Source organism: Streptomyces sp. NPDC041784 (assembly GCF_055591025.1).
Genome location: NZ_JBVJAB010000005.1, coordinates 317,183 through 333,364, shown reverse-complemented (window position 1 = coordinate 333,364; position 16,182 = coordinate 317,183). Strand labels below are relative to the sequence as shown.

Below are 16,182 nucleotides of genomic sequence, written 5' to 3'. Positions count from 1 at the left end.
GCCGCGTTCAGGGGCCCGGGGTTGCTCCCCCGGGCATGGGTCACTTCTTGCTCTTGGCCTTGTACCCCGTCACCTTCGCGATCCAGGTGATGAAGTCGCCCGGGTCGGTGTTGGCCTCTCATCCGACGTGCAGGCTTCCCGGAGCCGCTGATCTGACGTACCGTCAGATTCATGGATGCGATCTGGCTCACGGGTGCGGAATGGCTGGCCGTCCTGCGGATCGGGCTCGGGCTGTGGTGGCTGGAGAGCTGGCGGCACAAGGAGAAGAAGAGCTGGTTCGAGGGTTCCGGCATCGCCTGGGCGGCGGACGTCGCCACCAAGCACCGCTGGAACGTGGTCCGTTCGGGCTTCGCGGTGGTCGTCGAGCCACGGCCGCGCGTGATGGCGTACGTCGTCGTCTACGCGGAACTGGCGCTCGGGCTCGGGCTGGTCCTCGGATTCCTCACCCCGATCGCCCTGGCCGCCGGCCTGCTCCTCAACCTGATCTACCTCGTCCTCATGATCCATGACTGGGCCGAGCAGGGGCAGAACGGGATGATGGCGCTGATCTCGCTGGTGGGCCTGGGCGGGATGGCTTGGCAGACGTGGTCGGTGGACAGTGTGCTGGGGTGGTTCTGACGGGCGGGAACTCGCGATGACGACGACCGAGGACCCGCGATGACGACGGCTGAGGCCCGGCGATGATGACGGCCGAGGCCCGGCGATGACGATGGACGGGAACTCTCGATGACGACGGGTGGGAACGGGTGGTGACGATGGGTGAGGCGCGGTACGACGTCCCCGAGGCCGACGCCTTCACGCGCACGTACTGGGACGCGGCCGCCGAGGGCCGGCTGCTGATCCGGCGCTGCGCGGACTGCGGGCGGGCCCACCACTACCCCCGGGAGTTCTGCCCGTACTGCTGGAGCGAGGCCGTGACCTGGGAGGACGCCAGCGGCCGGGCCACGCTCCACACCTGGTCGGTGGTGCACCGCAACGACCTGCCGCCCTTCGGGGCGCGGACACCGTACGTCGCCGCCGTGGTCGATCTCGCGGAGGGGCCGCGGATGTCGACGGAAGTGGTGGGGGCGGGGCAGGGCGAGGGCGAGCTGCGGATGGGGATGGCCCTGGCGGTGACCTTTCGGGAGGGGATCCCGGTGTTCCGGCCGGTGCTGCGGCCCGTGTGAGCGAGGCGGGCCCCGGGTGACGGGGTGACCGGTTGACCGGGTGTGACGGACGGGGTGAAAGATCCGGGGTGTTCAATGGCCGGATGACCGACATCCGCGAGCCGCAGCCCACCCCTCTCGCCGCCGGTCTCCACGGCCACGGCCTGCTCCTGCGTGCCTGGGACCCCGAGTCCCCGGTCGACGTGGACGCGTGGCTGCGCGGGCACGTCGACGAGGACTTCCGGCGCTGGAACACCCCGCTGCGGACGATCACCGACAGCGCGAGCGCCCAGGCCTCGCTGGAGGCCAAGGCCGCGGAGACGGCCACCGGGACCGGCACGACCTTCTGCGTCACGGACGCCGCCGACGGGACGGTCCTCGGACAGATCGGCGTCAACGCGATCGACCGGGTCATCAGCGTCGCCCGGGTCGGCTACTGGGTCCTTCCGGAGGCGCGCGGCCGGCACGTCGCCACCCGTTCCCTGCTGCTGGCGGCCCGCTGGGCGTTCACCGAGGTCGGCCTGCACCGACTGGAACTGGGCCACGCCCTCGGCCACGAGGCGTCCTGCCGGATCGCGGAGCGGTGCGGGTTCCGGTACGAGGGGACGCTGCGCGGGGCGATGTGGGAGGCGGAACGCCGGGACGCCTTCCGGGACGTCCACCTGCACGGCCGGCTGGCACCGGACGCGGAGCCGGAGGCGCCGCGGCACTGCTGAACCGACGGCGCGCTCTTTCGAGTGAGCCCGGAGGCGGATGGTGGCGGAGGCGGAACTTTCGAAGTACTTTCGAAGTTATGGCCCCAGAGAACGCCGCCGCTGTGAACTTCTCCGAGCTGGTGAACAAGAACAAGCAGACCCTTGCCCGGCTCAAGGAGTCGCCCCGGCTGTTGCTGCACCGCAGAGACGGGGAGGACCTGGTCCTCACGACCGCCACCCGGGCCGAGCAGGACCGGACGGTGGTGTCGGCCGCGACGCGGATGCTGGCCGCGCTGGCGCGCCGGGAGCCCGGCAGCACGGACCTTCTTCTGGACATACTGCCGGACGCGTTTCCCTGGGTCCGCTTCCTCCCCGAGGCCGACGTCCACGCCTTCGCCGTCGAACTGGTCGACACCATGCGGGCGGCGGACTCCGTCGGCAACAGCGCGTCCGTCGCCCAGTTGCTCATCGCCTGGCAGCACACGGCCGAGGTCCACTCCGACCCCGAACTGCTGGCGGCGCTGACCAGGCATCACACCGAGGACTACGGTCCGGCCCCGGATCCGCGGGAGGCCATGTGAGCGCCGGTCGCGGCGACCGTGCCGCGCCGCCGGCACCGGAAGGCCAGTGGGAGGTCCGCTTCGCGGACGCGGCCGCGGCGAAGGGCTGGGAGTACCTGGCACAGCAGGCGCGTGAGAACACGTACCGGGCTTGGACCGTCATGCGCACGGACCCGGCACCGCGCGTCGAGACGCCCCGGCACCACCGCCTCAAGGGCAGCCTGGCGCACGGTGCGTACCGGGGGCGGATCTGCCAGCAGTGGCAGATCGAAGTGACCGGCGGTGGACGCGTTTGGTATCTCCTGGACACGTCCCGCGACACCTGCTGGGTCACCTTCGCCGGCACCGGCCACCCTCGCGCCACGGATCGCTCCTGAGGCCACGCGCGCTCTTCTCCGCCGCGCATTCCTGCCCGGCCTGACCCGCCCCTCGTTCACAGCAGGTGGTCGGCCTTGCCCGCCTTGATGTTGAGGATGAGGGCGCGGAGGGCCTCGTGGGTGTCGGTCAGGGGGGTGTCCTCCTGGCCGGCGATCGCGATGTAGGCGTTGCCGGTGGGGTTTGAACCGCACTCGTTCTAGTGAAGAACGAGCGATTATGGGCGTTCATGGGTGAGTGCCCCTTACGGTCGGGACTGTGAATCTGACTGAGTGGGCGAAGGCTCAGGGTGTCCACCCGCAGACCGCGCGCCGCTGGTTTCGTGAAGGAACGCTGCCGGTGCCCGCGATGCGGGTGGGTCCGCGCACGATCCTGGTGAACATCGAGGCCGGCCAGGCCGTCGATGTCACCGGTGGTGTGGGCCTGTACGCCCGGGTCTCCTCCCACGACCGGAAGGCTGACCTGGAGCGGCAGACCGCGCGCCTCGCCAGGTGGGCGGCGAAGGCCGGGCACCGGGTCGTGCGTGTGGAGTCGGAGATCGCCTCGGGCATGAACGGAGCGCGGGTGAAGGTCCGACGGCTGCTGGCCGACCCGGCCGTAACGACCGTGGTCGTCGAGCACAAGGACCGCCTCGGCCGGATGAATGTTGAGCTCGTCGAGGCCGCTCTGGCCGCGCACGGCCGCCGCCTGGTCGTCCTCGACGAGTGCGAGGTCGAGGACGACCTGGTCCGCGACATGACCGAGGTCCTGACCTCGTTCTGTGCCCGCCTGTACGGCCGCCGCTCGGCGAGGAACCGGGCGCGGAAAGCACTTGAGGCGGCCGCGCAGTGAACGAGCGTAAGGAGCCGTTCCGTGGCGTCCGGGACCCGTTCGTGGTCCAGGACGCGACGGGTGTCGCGATCCGTGACCGGTTCAAGGACCTCACACCCCAGGACGACAAGGTCCTGCGCTTGGTCGGCGCCCACGTCGGTTCCCTCGCAGCCGCTGACCTCGCCCTGTACTCGCGGGCCGGTTTCGGGCGCACCAATCAGACCTGGGCCACCCGCAAGCAGGACCTGACCGCCGAGTCGTCGTCGCGTTGGGCCGGTGCCGTCACCAAGGGCACCCACGACCAGTACGCCCTGGCCCGGCGCGGCCAGTTCGCGTACCGCGACAAGCTCACCGACGGCATCCGCATGCTTGGGCACCGCCTGTCCCTCCCGGTCGGGGAGAAGGGCACGAAGGGCAGGCCGGGTGGGTACCGGTCGCAGGCGGAGTGGTTCCGCAAGTCCCGCCGGCTCCACATCCTCAAGGCCCGTCTCGCGGCCGTCTCGGAGGACATCGCGACCGGCCGGGTGCACGTCGTGCGCGGCGGGAAGAGGCTCGCGAACAACCGGCACAACCTGGCCGCCGCCCAACTCACCGAGACCGGATGGCGGGAACGCTGGGAGGCTGCCCGCTGGTTTTTGAGCGCGGACGGCGAGTCGGGGAAGCGGTTCGGGAACGAGACGATCCGCGTCGCCCCGGACGGCGAGGTCTCGATCAAGCTGCCCAAGCCGCTGGAGTACCTGGCCAACAGCCCGCGCGGCCGGTACGTCCTGACCAGCCGCGTCGCGTTCCAGCACCGGGGCGAGGAGTGGGCCGACCGCATCGCCCACAACCGTGCGGTCGCGTACGAGATCCACTACGACGTGGCCAAGGGCCGCTGGTACCTGACCGCCTCGTGGAAGCGCCCCGCCGTGCGGACCATCCCGTTGGAGGCGGCGCGGGCGGGCGGGCTGATCGGTGTGGACACGAACGCCGACCACTTCGCCGCGTACCGCCTCGACCAGCACGGCAACCCGGTCGGTGACCCGCAACGGTTCACCTACGACCTCACCGGCTCGGCGGACCACCGCGACGCGCAGCTACGCCACGCGCTCAGCCGGTTGCTGCGCTGGGCCACCCGGATCGGCGTCACCGCGATCGCCGTCGAAGACCTCGACTTCTCCGACGGGAAGACCCGCGAGAAGTTCGGCTGCAAGAAGCGCTTCCGGCAGCTCATCCACGGCATCCCCACTGGCAAGGTCAAGGCCAGGCTGGTGAACATGGCCGCCGAGCACGGCCTGGCCCTGGTCGCCGTCGACCCGGCGCACACCTCCAAGTGGGGCGCCGAGCACTGGAAGACACCCCTGACCAGCAGCAAGCGTGCGATGACCCGCCACGACGCGGCGGGCATCGCGATCGGAAGGCGCGCCCTCGGGCACCCGATCCGGCGACGGACGAAACCGCCCCGCCACCACCAGAGCGATGGTGGCGGGCATCGGACCGTCCAGGCCGATCGTGGTACTCGGGGGCGTGAGGGACTCCGCCGGACACGGAACGGAACCAGCCCCCAGAGGGCGGCGACCGGCCGTGCGGTCACAGCGGGGAACCAGCGTGCCCAACACCGTTCGGGACACGCGGCTGAGCATGGCTCCTGGCAACAGGACTCACTCCCGCTCAGTTTTTAGGAACGGTCGGTGCCTATGCGGAAGCAGTTGTTGCCTTCGCCGCAGTACGGGTCTTCCCAGGTGATCTGGTTCATCGGGGGCTCCTCAGAAGTCGCTGGCGATGCGGTGCATGAAGTCACGCGAGTCGGCGGACGACAGGGATGCCGACTCCATCCAGTCCAGGTGCGCGCGGTACTTGTCGAGCTGGGACTGTCCGTGCAGGGACTCGGGGCCGTGTGCCGCGTCCAGTTCCACGGTGTCGAGTTGGGGTACCGGCCCCTCCGCGTAGATCACGGCCTGCCCGGCTCCGGGGAAGGCTCCGGCCCGGAAAGGGATCACCTGTACGTCGATGTTGCCTTGCTCGGACAGTTCGCAGAGCTGCTCGAGTTGCGCCCGCATGACCTTGGCGCCGCCGAACTCGACCCGCAGCGCGGCCTCGTGCACCAACCGACGTATCCGATGGGGTCCTCGCCGTGCATCACCTGCTGGCGTTGCAGCCGGAGGGCCGCGCGTAGTTCGACCTCGGCCCGGGAGAGGGGAGGGAGCGCGGCCGAGAACAGGGTGCGGGCGTACGCGTCGGTCTGGAGCAGGCCGGGTACGTGCATGGCCAGGCCGGCCCGCACCCGCCTGGCGTGCCATTCCAGTTCCGCGATGTCCATGAGCGCCGCGGGGAGTTGACCCCCGTACGTGTCCCACCAGCCCCGCTTGCTCTCGGCCGCCAGGTCGGCCAGCATCGACGTACGCTTGGTCGTGGCAGTCGTGGTCTCCGACGGGCGGAACACCGTCGTGTTCGAGGAACGCGCGGCCTGATCCGGGGGCCGGTCGGGCCCTCACGGCCACAGCAGCCCCCGGGACCAGCCCTCCCCGTCCCTGCGGTACGTCAGGCGGACGTGGCGGCGGTGTTCGTCGCCCTGGAAGAACTCCGTCTCGTCGGGGTGGAGGTGGTAGAGGGTCCAGGTCTCCGACTCGGCGGTGGGGTTCGCCCGGGCGTGCCGCCAGGCTGCCTCGGAGGCGGCGGCCAGTTCCTCCAGGGAGGTCAGCGGCTCGCTCTGGCGGCCCGTCAGGGCGGCGGCCAGGGCACCGACCGAGCGGGCGTGCAGGTCGGCCTGGGCCGCTCGGGCGGGGGCGGTGGTGATCGGGCCGCGGATGCGGACCTGGCGGCCGAGCGCGGGCCAGTAGAAGGTGAGCGCCGCGTACGGGCGGGCGGCGAGCTGGCGGCCCTTGCGGCTCGTGGCATGGGTCGCGAAGGACCAGCCGTCCGCGTCCGCGCCGTGCAGCATCACGATCCGGGCGTCCGGCAGACCGTCCTCGTCCGCCGTCGCCAGGGTCATGGTGTGCGGCTCGCGCTCGCCCGCCGCCACCGCCTGCGCGAACCACTCCGTGAAGAGGGCCAGCGGGGAGTCGGGCGCCGACGCCGGGCCGAAGGGGCGCAGCTCCGTCGCGCCCGGGGCCCACACCCGCAGCGACCTCAGCAGCTCATGAAGATCCGTAGCCATGGACGAAGTATCCGGCCGGGGTCAGTGCCGGGCGAACTGCACTCCCGTCCCCTGCACCGCGTCCGCCCGCACCGCGATCCCGTCCACCGTCAGCCGCTCCCCGTAGATGTCTGTCAGCCTGATCTTGCCCCCGCAGCCGGTGCCCTGCTCGGAGAGGAAGTAGTTGTACTCCGCGCGCGGGAGGCGAAGCCAGGTGCCGCCGCTCGTACGGACCTCCAGGCGGGCCAGCGGATTGCGGTGGCCGATCGCCTGGATGCCGCACCAGTACTGGCTGGAGCCCGTCTTGTAGCGGATCGAGATGGTGTCGGAGGTGGCGGGGCTCAGAAGGGTCCAGGTGATCGGGATCCGGCCCGTCGAGAGCGGGGCCAGCTTGGCGAACGCCTGCTGGCTGAGGTCCAGTTGACCGGGAGCACAGGGCGCCGGGCACAGGTTCGTGATGCGGACCGTGAGGGACTTGCCGCCCGCCCGGACCAGCACGTACGCCCCGCACGCCTTCGACGTCTCGTAGTCCGCCGTGTTCATCGCCGCGGTCATCACGTCGGCGGTCGGGCCGAAGGAGCAGGCGCCGTTGCCGTCGCCGATGTCGTAGGAGGTGGCCACGCCCCGGTAGGTGGCGCCGGGGCGGATGCGGCCCGCCAGTGAGCCTCCGGCCGAGGAGTCCCGCGGCGTGCTCCTCGCGGAGGGGCGGGCCGATGCAGTGGTCGGGGAAGCCGAGGGGGTCTTCTTCGCCTCGGCCGTCGGGCTCGGCTTCGGGGACGCCGACGACGGCTTCGCGGACGGCGGCGCCGATGCCGCCGTCGGTGACCCGCTCACCCCCGCCCCCGCCACCGGCGCGACCTTGTCGGCGCCGTCGCTGCCCCCGCCGTCGGGACGGAACGCCACGACCAGGGATACGACGAGCGCCACGGCGGCCAGGGCCACCACGGAGACGACCGATGCGCGGGGGGTGCGGCGCTCCGGGCGGGAGCGGCGGTGTGAGGTGGATGCCACGGATGAATCCTTACGCGGTTCGGGGGTGCAGGTCCGGCAGACCTTCCGATTACCCAGTGGCCGCCGGGCTCGGAAAGGTTGCCGGCGCTCTCAATCCCGTCCCAGCACCACCGTCCCCGACGAGCAGAACCACCCGCCCGTGCCCGACGCCACCCCCAGGCGCGGCAACCCGCCGTCCCCGCGCCGGACCTGCCGCTCCCCGGCCTCGCCGCGCAGCTGCCGTACCGCCTCCACCAGCAGGAACAGGCCCCGCATCCCGGGGTGTTGGGCCGACAGTCCGCCCCCGTCCGTGTTCACCGGCAGCTCACCGCCCGCCACCCGGAGCCGCCCCTTCTCCACGAACGCCCCACCCTCGCCCTTCGCGCAGAAGCCCAGGTCCTCCAGGGTCACCAGCGTCATGTACGTGAACGCGTCGTAGATCTCAGCGAAGTCCATCTCCCGCGGACCTACCCCGGCCCGCGCGAACGCCAGCCGGCCGCTGACCGCCGCCGGGGACACCGTGAGGTCCTCCCACTGCGACAGGCTCGCGTGCGAGACGTGCTCGCCGGTGCCGAGGACCCACACGGGGGCCGTACGGCAGTCCCGTGCGTACTCCTCGGCCGCCAGCAGGACCGCCGCGCCGCCGTCGGAGCGGATGCAGCAGTGGAGCTTCGTGAACGGGTCGGCGATCATCCGGCCGGACAGGACGTCGTCCACCGTGACCGGGTCGCGGAACATCGCCTCCGGGTTCAGGGCCGCGTTCGCCCGCGCCTGGACGGCGACCTCCGCCAACTGCTCGATCGTCGTGCCGTGTTCGAGCATGTGGCGGCGCGCGGCCATCGCGTACTTGGCGACGAGCGTGTGGCCGTAGGGCACCTCGAACTGGAGCGGGCCGCGCCCGCCGAAGGCGAACGTGCCCGTGCGCCGGCCGGCCCGGATGTCCGCGCGGGCCGTGGAGCCGTAGACCAGCAGGACGGCGTCGGCGTGGCCGGCCGCGATCGCGTCGGCCGCGTGCGCCGCCATGACCTCCCAGGTCGAGCCGCCGACCGAGGTGGAGTCCACCCAGGTGGGGCGCAGGCCCAGATAGTCGGCGACCTCGACGGGGGCCAGGGTGCCCAGCCCGGCGGAGGCGAAGCCGTTCACCAGCGACCGGTCGAGGCCCGCGTCCGCCAGCGCGCGCCGGGCCGCCTGGGCGTGCAGGGCGTACGGGGTCGCGTCGTCCACGCGGCCGCAGTCGGAGAGGGCCACGCCGACCACGGCCACCTTCCGGGTTCCCGCTGTCATGAAGGGCCGCCTCCCTCTGTGCATCTCGTTGCGCTGCTCCTAATATGACGGACCGTCAGATGCGGAGGGAAGTGCCATGGACCCCAGCTTCACCGCCGAGCAGGACGAGATCCGCCGCACGCTGCGGGAACTGCTCCACAAACGCTGCGGCCCCGAGGAACTGCGGGCCGCCCTGGACACCCCCGCCGGACACGACCCCGCCCTGTGGACCGCCCTCGCCGACCAGCTCGGCCTTCCCGGGCTCGCCCTCCCGGAGGCGTACGGCGGTGTCGGCTGCCCGGTCACGGACCTCGCCCTGGCCGCCGAGGAGACCGGACGGGCCCTCGCGCCCTCGCCCTTCCTCGCGACGTCCGTCCTCGCCGCCCCGCTGATCCTCGCCCTCGGCACCGACGCCCAGCGGGCGAGCCTGCTGCCGCGCATCGCGGGCGGCCGGCTGACCGCCGCGCTCGCCGTCCCGGCACCGCGGCTCACCACCGCCCTCGCCCTGAGCGGCGGGAACGGCGGCGACTGGGCCGGGGGCGGGCGGGCCGGCGGCGTCCAGGCCCGTCGCGCCGGGGCCGGCTGGCGGCTGTACGGGGAGGCCGCGCAGGTGCTCGACGGGCACAGCGCCGGGCTGCTGGTCGTCGCCGCCCACACTGGCGGGTTCGTCCGGTCCCGGACCCTGCTGTTCCTGGTGCCGGGGGACGCCCCCGGTCTCGTCCGGGCGCGGCAGACCGCCCTCGACGCGACCCGGCCCCAGGGGCGCGTCCAACTCCGGGACGTGGCGGCCGAGGTGCTGGGCGGCGAGGACGCGGACGTCACCGGGGCGCTGTCCGCGGCCGGGAACCGGGCCGCCGCCGTGCTCGCCTGCGAGGCCGTGGGGGCCGCCGGACGGGCGCTGGAGCGGACCGTGGAGTACGTCGGGCAGCGGGAGCAGTTCGGCCGGGCGATCGGCTCCTTCCAGGCCGTCCAGCACCGGCTGGCCGATGTGTACGTGGCGGTCCAGGCGGCCCGGTCCGCCGCGTACTACGCCGCCTGGGCGGCCGGGCACGGGGAGCGGGCCGGCGGGCTGGCGCTCGCCCAGGCGCTCCAGGCGCTGCGGACCGCCGCCGGGGAGGCGATCCAGCTGCACGGCGGCATCGGGTTCACCTGGGAACACGAGGCCCACCTGTACTTCAAGCGCGCCGCGGGCGACGAGCTGCTCTTCGGGCCCGTCCACCGGCTGCGCGCCCACGCGGCCGACGAGGCCGGACTCTTCACGCGCGGGGAGGTGGCGGTGTGATCGGCGTCCGCGTGGTGCAGAGGGTCTCCTCGACCCGGGCCTTCGCGAAGGTCGCCCCGCATCTCATCCCGGCCCTGGACCGGGCCGTCCACCGGCTCACCCGGGGAAAGGTGCTGCTCAGCGCCCAGATGCTGCCGGGGGTGATCCTCACCTCGACCGGCGCGAGAAGCGGCCTGCCGCGGCGGACACCCCTGGCCTGCATGCCCGAGTCCGACGGCAACGGCACCGGTCGCGGCTGGATCCTCGTCGGCTCCAACTTCGGCCGTACGGGTCACCCCGCCTGGACCGCCAACCTCCTCGCCCACCCCGACGCCGAGATCAGCTGGAAGGGCACCGACATCCCGGTCACGGCCCGGCTGCTGACAGGGGAGGAGCGGGCCGCCGTCTGGCGGGAACTGCTGGCGTTCTGGCCGCCGTACGCCACCTATCAGGCGCGGGTGGAGCGGGAGATCCGGCTGTTCCGGCTGGTCCGCCGGGCCTGAGGAGCCGCGGGGCTCAGAACGCCCGCTGGATCAGCAGGAACGCCCCGATCCCCAGCATCGCCGCCCCGGAGGTCCGGGTCACCGCGCGGGCCGCCGTCGGGCGGGCGCCCAGGAGGGTGCGGGCCAGGACGCCCACCGTGAGGTAGACGGCCGCGCAGCACGCCATGTGCAGCAGCCCCAGGGCGGCCGTCTGGGCGGCGACCGGCAGATGTCCCTCGCCCGCGACCAGGAACTGCGGCAGGACGGAGAGATAGAGGAGCAGTCCCTTCGGGTTCAGGCCACTGATCGTGGCGCCCCGCAGGAAGACCCGCGCGCCGCCCTCCGTGACCGCCTCGCCCGCCCCGGGCACCCCGGGCGTCCGCAGCACGCTCCACCCCAGCCACACCAGGTACGCCGCGCCCACCACCGTCAGCACCGTGAGCAGCGCCGGGGAGCCGGCCACCAGGACCGCCAGGCCCGCCGCCGCGAGCGCCGTGTGCAGGGCGTAGCCGCTCACCAGCCCGGCCACCGCCGCGCCCACCGAGCGTCCGCGCAGCCCGGCGGAGATCACGTACGCCCAGTCGGCGCCCGGCACGCAGACCAGCAGCAGGTCGAGGGCGAGGAAGGAGAGAAGGGTCGCGGAGTCCATAGGGGGGACATTAGGCGCGATGCGGCCGAAAGTGTTTCCGATGTTTTCCCGAAAAAGGGGAGAGTGAGGGAAGATCTTCCCCATGGACGACGTGGACCGGAAGATTCTTGCCGAGCTTCAGCAGGACGGGCGGCTGACCGTGACCGAGCTGGCCGCGCGGGTGCGCCTCAGCGTCTCGCCGTGCCACCGGCGGCTGCGCGAGCTGGAGCGGTCCGGGGCGATCAGCGGCTACCGGGCGGTGGTGGAGCCGACGGCCGTCGGGCTGGCCTTCGAGGCGCTGGTCTTCGTGTCCATGCGGCAGGAGGACCGGGACACGGTCGTCGAGTTCGAGCGGGCCGTCGGCGAGGTGGAGCACGTCCTGGACGCCCAGCGGCTCTTCGGGGAGCCCGACTACCTGCTGCGGGTGGCCACCGCCGACCTCGCGGCCTTCCAGCGGCTGTACGACGAGCGGCTCGCGACCCTGCCGGGGGTGCAGCGGCTGACGTCCACGCTCGTGATGAAGCATGTGGTGAAGGACCGGCCGCTGCCGGCGTAACGGCACGGGCGGTGGTCCACCCCAGTGGACCACCGCCCGAGAGACAGGACTTGGGTGCTGATACGCCGGCCGGATCGTCGGCTGCGCCGCCGCTACCTCGTCGGCTTCTTGCCGGTGATGCCGAGATGCACCAACAGCGCCAGATTCGGCTTCAGTTCGGCCTGTTTGACGCCCCACGACTGGAAGCCCTTCTGATGCGAGGCGACCGCCGCGAGCATCGCGACGAGCGAACCGGCGATCGCCGCCGGGTTCACGTCCTTGTCGACCTTGCCCTTGGCCTGCAACTCGGTGACGGCGTCCGCCAGGGAGTTGTTCACCGAGTTCAGGATCTTCATGCGGAGCTTGTAGAAACGCTTGTCGCCCTCGGCCGCACCGAGGTCGACGACGCGGAGGATCGCGTCGTTCCTCTTCCAGAACTCCAGGAATCCGTCGACGAGTTCCTGCGCCGTCTGCCAGCCGGCCTTGCCGACCCAGGAGCGTCCCTCCAGGACTTCGGTCAACCCGGCGCCCTCGGCGGCCATTTGCTCGGCGATCTCCAGGACGGCGCCCTCGACGTCCGGGAAGTACTGGTAGAAGGTCGCGGGCGAAGTGCCCGCCTTCCGGGCGACGTCGATGACCTTGACGTCGCGGTACGGAGAAGAGCTGAGCATCTCGCTGAGGCAGTCCAGCAGCTTCTGCCGCGTCGCCTGCCCGCGCCGACCGGCCACGCGGCCGTCGACGGTACGCACTTGTCCTGTCATGCCGTCAGCTTACCGAGGGGTGATCGGAGCGCGATTCGGCCGACTGCAAATGGGGTGCGCGGGGGTGCGGAGGCGGGTGTGCCTGGTCTGCGGGCTGCGTGCACCGCCGTTAGTTTGGCTGTATGGCCGAAAACAGGGCATCGGTGTACACAGGGGGATCCCCGGAGGGGTACCCCGAGGGCGTCCCCTGCTGGGTGGACGCGCAGCTCCCCGACGTGGACGCGGGCAGGCGGTTCTACGGTGAGCTGTTCGGGTGGACGTTCGAGGACGCCTACGGCACCTCCGTATGGGCCCGGCGCGACGGCGCGGCCGTCGCCGCGCTCGCCCACAAGACGGACGGCCGGATGCCCACCGTCTGGACGGTGTACTTCGCGACCCCGGACGTGCAGGCGACCGTCCGGCGGATCGGGGCGGCCGGCGGACACGTGGTGATGGACCCGTTCCCGGTGGACGGCCTGGGCACCGCCGCGCTCGCCGCCGACCCCGAGGGCGCCGTCTTCGGCCTCTGGCAGGCGGGCGCGCCCCCCGGCGGCCACCCGGGTTTCGGTGTCCGGCACACCCCCGGCACCTTCGCCTGGGCGCAGCTGTACGCCCGGGACACCGAGGCCGCCAACAGCTTCTACGGCCATCTCTTCGCCGAGGCCCTCTTCGGGCCCGGCGCCGAGCCCGACTTCGGCCGGTCGCCGGTGGGGGACGTCTTCGCGGACGTCATGCCGTCCCACTTCCTCGTGCACTTCGGCGTCGAGGACTGCGAGGCCGTGCTCGGCGAGGTGACCCGGCTCGGCGGGCGGGTCACCGCTGGTCCGTTCACCGCCTCGTACGGCACCGTGGCAGTCGTCACGGACAATCAGGGGGCGTCGTTCGCGCTGCTTCAGCGCTGATCGGCGTGTGTGACGTACAGGATTGCCCGCATATGAGATGAGACACCCCGCTTGTCCCCGGGTTCGCAACCGGCCTTCCGGCCAGGAAGAATCAGGGTGCGTGCCGCCATGGCGGTGCGGTGGTGAGACGCTGCACGGGGCCGTGTACACAAGTGGGTGACAGGGCTCGTACGGGGAGGTGGCAGGCAAGTGGTGGATCAGCTGACGCAGCACGATCCGCGGCGGATCGGGCCGTTCGAGGTGCTGGGACGGCTGGGGGCCGGCGGCATGGGGCTGGTCTATCTGGCACGCTCGGCGTCCGGACGGCGCGTGGCGATCAAGACGGTCCGCACCGAGCTGGCCGAGGACCAGCTCTTCCGCGTGCGCTTCACGCGCGAGGTGGAGGCGGCCCGGGCGGTCTCCGGCTTCTACACGGCCGCGGTCGTCGACGCCGATCCGCGCGCGGCCGTGCCCTGGCTGGCCACGGCCTACGTTCCCGCGCCCTCCCTCGAGGAGATAGTGAACGAGTGCGGGCCGATGCCGGCCCAGGCGGTGCGCTGGCTGGCGGCCGGGGTCGCGGAGGCGCTCCAGTCGATCCACGGCGCCGGGCTCGTCCACCGTGACCTCAAACCGTCGAACGTCCTCGTCGTCGAGGACGGCCCCCGGGTGATCGACTTCGGTATCGCGTCCGGCGTCTCGAACACGCGTTTGACGATGACGAACGTGGCCGTCGGCACGCCCGCCTACATGTCCCCCGAGCAGGCGAAGGACTCCCGGAGCGTCACCGGCGCCAGCGATGTCTTCTCGCTCGGCTCGATGCTGGTCTTCGCCGCCACCGGGCATCCGCCGTTCCACGGCGCCAACCCGGTCGAGACGGTCTTCATGCTGCTGCGCGAGGGCCCGGACCTGGAGGGCCTCCCCGACGAGCTGCGGCCGCTCATCGAGTCCTGTATGCAGATGGAGGCGACGGCCCGCCCCAACCCCGCCGACCTCCAGGCCCAGCTCGCCCCCCATCTCTTCGGCTCCGGCTCCGACGACAGCGGTACGGCGTCGGCGTGGCTGCCCGAGAAGGCCGTCACCCTCATCGAGACCCGCCGAGGCGGCCTCAGGCCGGTCAAGTCGGCCCCCGCGAGCCCGCGCAGCGGCGGCGGAGGCGGCGGAGTGGGGATGGCCCGCCCGGCCGTACCGCCCCCGCCGTCCCACGACCCGGTGGTCCCGGCCCCGCAGGCCCCCGCGCCGATCGCGGTCGGCGCCCCCGACACCGGCCCCGTCCGCCTGGCCGGCGCGGCCGTGCCGATCGGGCCCGGCCCGCGCGTCGCCGACGTCCGCGCCACCGCCGCCGTCAAGGCACCGGTGCCCGAGCCCGGCCTGGTCGCCTCCTGGACCCGGATCCGCCCCGGCGTCAACGGCGCCGACACCGCCCTGACCGCCCCCACGGCGGCCCCGGCTCTCCCGTCGGCCCCGGAGACCCCGGCGGGCTGGCGTCCATGGCGCTTCCGCATGTCCAACGACGTGTGGGGCACCCCGGCGGTCGCCGGCGACCTCGTCTACGTCACCTCCTTCGAGGTGCACGCCCTGGACGTGGCCACCGGCCGGCGCCGCTTCAAGACCCGGGACGTGGCCTGGTCGATGGCGGTCGCCGACGGCCGGGTGCACGCCTCGGACGGCCCCACGCTGTTCGCCCTGGAGGCCCGTGAGGGCGCGGACCTGTGGCGCCTGCAGACGGACGCCTGGGTGTACTCCCTCAAGGCCGACCGGGGCACGGTCGTCACCGGCACGCGCGGCGGCGGCGTCCAGGCCTGGGAGGCATCCAACGGCCAGAAGCTGTGGGAGATCACCGGCTGCCAGACCGACTTCGAGTCCCCCGAGGCGGGCCCCGCCCTGCACGAGGGCACGGTCTTCGTCTGGCAGGACGCCCGGCTCAGAGCCCTGGACGCCCGAACGGGTGAAGAGCGCTGGGCGTATCCCATCGGCGACGCGGCCTCCTGCGGCGGCGTCCCGGTCCGGGTCACACCCGCCCCCGACGGTTACGTCTACCTCTCGGCCGGCACCCGCGTGCTCGCCGTGGACGTGGCGAGCGGCATGGTGCGCTGGCACTTCGAGGCCCCGGCGGTGTTCCTCTCCCCGCCGGCCTTCGTGCCGGGCCCCGCGGTGACCGGCGGCGGGGTGTACCTGGCCGACTACCTCGGCACGGTGTACGCCCTCGACGCCACCGACGGCCGCGACCGCTGGCGCATCGCCACCGAGGCACGGGCCTCCATCGACCCGGTGCTCGTGGCGGCGGGCCATGTCCATGTCGGCAGCGGCAAGGGCCTGTACACCCTGGACGCGGTCACGGGCACGCCCAAGTGGCGCTTCCAGGCGGGCGGCGACATCGTGGGCGCCCCGGCGGTCGCGGAGGGCCGTATCCACTTCGGCTCCACGGACCACCTGCTCTACACCCTGAAGGCCGACGACGGCCGGCTGCGCTGGAAGCTGGCGACCGGCGGCGAGATCACCGGCTCCCCGGTGGTGCGCGACGGCGTCGTGTACGCGTGCAGCAAGGACCGCTGCGTGTACGCGCTGGACGCGGAGAAGGGCACGGGCACGGCGCGCACCGCCTGACCCGGGCGGCCCGCGGCGGCCCGGGACGGCCGTCGTGCCGGGTGCACGGAAGGGGATCCAGCCGGCGGCCGTCACTGCGGGGAGCGGCCCATCGGCCA

General features: G+C 72.6%; 17 protein-coding genes and 1 pseudogene. 12 read left to right on the top strand and 6 right to left on the bottom strand.

From position 1 onward, the window contains the following. Positions 1-171: 171 nt before the first annotated feature. From ACZ6D7_RS13810 to ACZ6D7_RS13780, 7 genes are all read left to right on the top strand, one after another. Positions 172-618, top strand: coding sequence for a DoxX family membrane protein (locus tag ACZ6D7_RS13810; RefSeq protein WP_469489014.1), 447 nt, complete (start codon positions 172-174; stop codon positions 616-618). 137 nt (positions 619-755) lie between these two features. Continuing rightward, positions 756-1,166, top strand: coding sequence for a Zn-ribbon domain-containing OB-fold protein (locus tag ACZ6D7_RS13805; RefSeq protein WP_469489011.1), 411 nt, complete (start codon positions 756-758; stop codon positions 1,164-1,166). 83 nt (positions 1,167-1,249) lie between these two features. Continuing rightward, a complete protein-coding gene (locus tag ACZ6D7_RS13800; protein ID WP_469489009.1) occupies positions 1,250-1,861 on the top strand; it encodes a GNAT family N-acetyltransferase in 612 nt (203 codons plus the stop codon). A 77-nt stretch (positions 1,862-1,938) separates the two neighbouring features. After that, on the top strand, positions 1,939-2,421 hold the full coding sequence (locus ACZ6D7_RS13795) for a hypothetical protein (protein ID WP_469489006.1): 483 nt from the start codon (positions 1,939-1,941) through the stop codon (positions 2,419-2,421). Further along, on the top strand, positions 2,418-2,777 hold the full coding sequence (locus ACZ6D7_RS13790) for a hypothetical protein (RefSeq protein ID WP_469489003.1): 360 nt from the start codon (positions 2,418-2,420) through the stop codon (positions 2,775-2,777). Before ACZ6D7_RS13795 ends, ACZ6D7_RS13790 begins: the two co-directional genes overlap by 4 nt. Before the next feature lie 256 nt (positions 2,778-3,033). Then, positions 3,034-3,606, top strand: coding sequence for an IS607 family transposase (locus tag ACZ6D7_RS13785; protein ID WP_469489000.1), 573 nt, complete (start codon positions 3,034-3,036; stop codon positions 3,604-3,606). Further along, complete coding sequence (locus tag ACZ6D7_RS13780; protein WP_469488997.1) at positions 3,603-5,246, top strand: IS200/IS605 family accessory protein TnpB-related protein; 1,644 nt, start codon at positions 3,603-3,605, stop codon at positions 5,244-5,246. Before ACZ6D7_RS13785 ends, ACZ6D7_RS13780 begins: the two co-directional genes overlap by 4 nt. A gap of 84 nt (positions 5,247-5,330) precedes the next feature. Here ACZ6D7_RS13780 and ACZ6D7_RS13775 read toward each other — a convergent pair. From ACZ6D7_RS13775 to ACZ6D7_RS13760, 4 genes and pseudogenes are all read right to left on the bottom strand, one after another. Then, positions 5,331-5,830, bottom strand: a pseudogene (locus ACZ6D7_RS13775) (DUF5753 domain-containing protein). Between the two features lie 225 nt (positions 5,831-6,055). Beyond that, positions 6,056-6,721 carry a pyridoxine/pyridoxamine 5'-phosphate oxidase gene (locus ACZ6D7_RS13770; protein ID WP_469488994.1) on the bottom strand — a complete coding sequence of 222 codons (666 nt, stop codon included), beginning with the start codon at positions 6,719-6,721 and terminating at the stop codon, positions 6,056-6,058. Positions 6,722-6,742: 21 nt separating this feature from the next. Next, positions 6,743-7,711, bottom strand: a complete 969-nt coding sequence (locus ACZ6D7_RS13765; RefSeq protein ID WP_469488991.1) for an expansin EXLX1 family cellulose-binding protein — start codon at positions 7,709-7,711, stop codon at positions 6,743-6,745. Between the two features lie 90 nt (positions 7,712-7,801). After that, positions 7,802-8,974: a thiolase C-terminal domain-containing protein gene (locus ACZ6D7_RS13760; protein WP_469488988.1), complete on the bottom strand. Its 1,173-nt coding sequence runs from the start codon at positions 8,972-8,974 to the stop codon at positions 7,802-7,804. Positions 8,975-9,050: 76 nt separating this feature from the next. Between ACZ6D7_RS13760 and ACZ6D7_RS13755 the strand changes: the two genes are divergently transcribed. After that, entirely contained in the window at positions 9,051-10,235 is a 1,185-nt protein-coding gene (locus tag ACZ6D7_RS13755) for an acyl-CoA dehydrogenase family protein (protein ID WP_469488985.1), read from the top strand. Further along, complete coding sequence (locus ACZ6D7_RS13750; RefSeq protein WP_469488982.1) at positions 10,232-10,717, top strand: nitroreductase family deazaflavin-dependent oxidoreductase; 486 nt, start codon at positions 10,232-10,234, stop codon at positions 10,715-10,717. The genes ACZ6D7_RS13755 and ACZ6D7_RS13750 overlap by 4 nt, the downstream gene beginning before the upstream one ends. A 13-nt stretch (positions 10,718-10,730) precedes the next feature. Here the strand turns inward: ACZ6D7_RS13750 and ACZ6D7_RS13745 are convergent, their stop codons facing one another. Next, complete coding sequence (locus tag ACZ6D7_RS13745; protein ID WP_469488979.1) at positions 10,731-11,345, bottom strand: LysE family translocator; 615 nt, start codon at positions 11,343-11,345, stop codon at positions 10,731-10,733. 82 nt (positions 11,346-11,427) lie between these two features. Here ACZ6D7_RS13745 and ACZ6D7_RS13740 point away from each other — a divergent pair, with 82 nt between their 5' ends. Then, a complete protein-coding gene (locus ACZ6D7_RS13740) occupies positions 11,428-11,880 on the top strand; it encodes an Lrp/AsnC family transcriptional regulator (protein WP_189713313.1) in 453 nt (150 codons plus the stop codon). 92 nt (positions 11,881-11,972) lie between these two features. Here ACZ6D7_RS13740 and ACZ6D7_RS13735 read toward each other — a convergent pair whose 3' ends face one another. After that, positions 11,973-12,608 carry a TetR family transcriptional regulator gene (locus ACZ6D7_RS13735; protein ID WP_469489429.1) on the bottom strand — a complete coding sequence of 212 codons (636 nt, stop codon included), beginning with the start codon at positions 12,606-12,608 and terminating at the stop codon, positions 11,973-11,975. Positions 12,609-12,742: 134 nt separating this feature from the next. Here ACZ6D7_RS13735 and kbpA point away from each other — a divergent pair, with 134 nt between their 5' ends. After that, a complete protein-coding gene (kbpA, locus tag ACZ6D7_RS13730) occupies positions 12,743-13,501 on the top strand; it encodes an AfsK-binding protein KbpA (RefSeq protein WP_469488974.1) in 759 nt (252 codons plus the stop codon). 189 nt (positions 13,502-13,690) lie between these two features. Next, entirely contained in the window at positions 13,691-16,084 is a 2,394-nt protein-coding gene (afsK, locus tag ACZ6D7_RS13725; RefSeq protein WP_469488971.1) for a protein serine/threonine kinase AfsK, read from the top strand. Positions 16,085-16,182: the final 98 nt, after the last annotated feature.